Below are 3003 nucleotides of genomic sequence, written 5' to 3' on the forward strand. Positions count from 1 at the left end.
CACCATCATATCGTCATTGCGTTGCGGCGCGGCGGAAGACGGCGCGTTGCCGCCCAGTGCGCGCACGAAGGCCGCCAGCTCCCATATCTGGTCGTCGGGTATCTTCTGGCCGAAGCTTGGCATCCCGTTGGGCCTGCCGTCGCGGATCGTGGCGTGGATGCTTTCCATCGAGCTGCCGTAGATCCACTTCTCGTCCATGAGCGCCGGACCCATGCCGCCACCGCCATTGGCATGGCAGCCCGAGCAGTTGAACCAGCCGAACAGGCGTTTGCCCTCGCTCATGTGGAAGGCGTTGGCCTCGAAGCTCGCCGCTTTGTTGTCGGTGGGGGAGGGTCGCTGTCCGCCCGGCTCCAACGTGGTCACAGGCGTCGGCTGCTCACCTGAGCCGAGCGCCGATTGCGGTCGCGTGTCGCGCTCCTCGCGCTGGCAGGCGACCAGGGCCAGTGTCAAGGGCAGCAACATCGCCAGAGCGCGACTCATAGGGCCGGTCTCCCGGCCATGTCCAGACGCGGTACGCCGTATCGCGCCAGAACCGCGTCGATCTCGGCCTTGTGTCGGGCAAGCGCGCTATTCACATCGCCACGCAGCGCATCGTCCTCGCGTCGAACACCCATTGAGATGTCGTACATCAGCGGCAGTTGCGGTCCATCGATGCGAGGCGTGACCGGCGTGATCCGGAGCGGCACCTTTTGCCTCTGCGCGAAATAGCCGGCGAGCGGACCCCAGACCACGGCAAGGTCGATCTCGCCGTTCGCGACAGCTTCGACGATGCGCGCCGGCGGGTTGGGAGCAGAGTAGTCGCCATAGACGGGGTAGCCGATGAGGTGCCCGACAATGCCGCGGCGGCCAAGCGCCTGGACAGGCGGCGAGTTGGCGCCATCGTCGCCGATGAGCTGAACACCGATGCGCAATTCTTGCAACCGCGGGTCGTTGAAGGACGTCACGTCCGGGCCGTCCTGGCGGGTCACGAAGACATAGGACGAACGGTAGTAAGGCGTGGTGGTGCGCAGCATTTCGAGATTGGCAGGCGTGCCGGGCACGAGATCGCAAAGGCCTGCCTTCAGCGTGTTGCGGATGAAGCCACGGCGCTGCGCCCACCAGGTATACGTCAGCTTGGCGCCAAGATCAGTGGCGACAATTTCCGCGATCCTGTTCTCGAAGCCTTGACCGGCCGCATTGGAAAACGGCATGTTGTTCGGGTCGGCGCACACTCTCAATTCACGTGCGTTGGCAACAGCCGGAAAGAGCAACAAGGCGAGCCCGGCCATGCCGATCGCCACCCGTTGGAACGCCTTTCGCGCCGGACGTACGGTCAAGTTCAATCCATCAAGGCAGCCGGAACACATAAAGCGTGCCTCCCGCCGTGGTAGCGTTCTTCAGATCCTTCATCGCGTTGACGAAGCCAAGTGCCGCGGTGGCATCGCGTGGGTCTAAGTCGCCCGAAACGATGGCGCCGGCCCAGCCACCGACGCCTGACAGAATTGCGACATACTGGTGCCCATCGGGGCCGCGATAGGTTATTGGCTGGCCGATGATGCCGGACGATGTCTTGAACTGCCAAAGCAGATCGCCGGTCCTGGCGCTGACCGCCTTGAACCAGCCTTCCATGGTCCCGTAAAAGACGACATCGCCGGCAGTGACGACGGTGCCGCTCCATACCGGAAAGTTCTCCTTCAGGACCCAGGCCGGCTTGGCGGCGGCAACATCCCAGGCGGTAAAAGCACCACGATTGCCGCCCGGCCCGGGGATCATGCGTACGTTCATGCCGACATAGGGCGTGCCTGCGATGTAGTTTACCTCGACGCCTTCTTCATCCATGCAGAGATTGTTGTGGGGGATGTAGAGCAGGCCGGTCCTCGGCGAAAACGCCGATGGCTGCCAGTCCTTGAGGCCGGATGCCGTCGGACAAATGTCTCGGACCACCTTGCCGGTGCCGGTTCTCTTGTCAGGGTTTGCAATCAGGCGGCCGGTCTTCAGATCGACGCCTTTGCTGGAATTGACCGGGCCATAGGCTGTGGCCGATAGCACCTCTCCAGTGGTCCGATCGAGGATATAGAGGTAGCCGTTGCGTTCCGGTCGGACAAGGACCTTGCGCGGCTTGCCTTGCCAGGTCATGTCCAGAAGGATCTGCTCGTTGATGCCGTCATAGTCATGGAGGTCATGCGGGCTCCACTGATAGAACCACTTCGCCGCTCCGGTATCGGCGTCACGCGCGAAAATACCGGACGTCCATTTGTTGTCGCCTGGCCGCAAATCCGGATTCCACGGTCCTGGATTGCCTGTGCCGTGGAAGATCAGGTTCAAGTCCGGATCGTAGGAGATCCAGCCCCACATATTGCCGCCGCCGATCTTCCAGGCTTCCGGTGGCCATGTCGTCACGCCAAGGTCTGTGCCCCTGTCCATGTCGTAGTGGGGCTTGAAGTCCGGGCCGATCAGCACATCCTTGTCGGGTCCAGTGCCATAAGCCGTCCAGACAACATGCCCGTCTCCGGCATCCAGCGCCTTGACCCAGCCGCGGACGCCCATTTCGCCGCCGGAATTGCCGACCAGAACTTTGCCCTTCACCACCAGCGGAGCCATGGTGATGGTCTCGCCGATATTGATGTTGCCGACATGAGTGTTCCAGATCGGCTTGCCCGTATTGGCATCGAGCGCGATCGTGTGGCCGTCCAGCGTGTTGAAGAAGATGCGTCCGTTGGCGAAGGCCGCTCCGCGGTTGACGACATCGCAGCAGGCCACTCCTTGTGCCGCCGGCTCGGGGTTGGGCTCGTTCTTCCACTTCATCGGCGCGCCTGGCCTGGAAAGGTCGAGCGCGTAGACGATGTTGGGAAAGGGCGTGACGATGTACATGTTGTTGCCGACGACCAGCGGCGCTGCTTCCTGGCCCTTGTTTACGCCGGTCGAGAAGGTGAAGGCGACCTGCAGGTTCTTGACGTTGCCTTCGTTGATCTCGCTGAGTTCGCTGAAGCGGGTCGACGCGTAGTTCTTGGCCGGCATTGTCCC

Annotated in this window: 3 protein-coding genes; all 3 read right to left on the reverse strand. The window is 62.5% G+C overall.

The annotated features are described in order from the left end of the window. On the reverse strand, nucleotides 1–480 hold a 480-nt coding region (locus EN914_RS30130; RefSeq protein ID WP_127389468.1), incomplete at its 3' end, for a c-type cytochrome. Further along, complete coding sequence (locus EN914_RS30135; protein ID WP_024504614.1) at nucleotides 477–1346, reverse strand: substrate-binding domain-containing protein; 870 nt, start codon at nucleotides 1344–1346, stop codon at nucleotides 477–479. The genes EN914_RS30130 and EN914_RS30135, both read right to left, overlap by 4 nt. Continuing rightward, nucleotides 1327–3003 (reverse strand): methanol/ethanol family PQQ-dependent dehydrogenase (locus EN914_RS30140; RefSeq protein ID WP_245497875.1); only part of this gene is annotated, 1677 nt, incomplete at its 5' end. The genes EN914_RS30135 and EN914_RS30140, both read right to left, overlap by 20 nt.

The organism is Mesorhizobium sp. M7A.F.Ca.CA.001.08.2.1, assembly GCF_003998455.1.
GTDB classification, from domain to species: domain Bacteria; phylum Pseudomonadota; class Alphaproteobacteria; order Rhizobiales; family Rhizobiaceae; genus Mesorhizobium; species Mesorhizobium ciceri.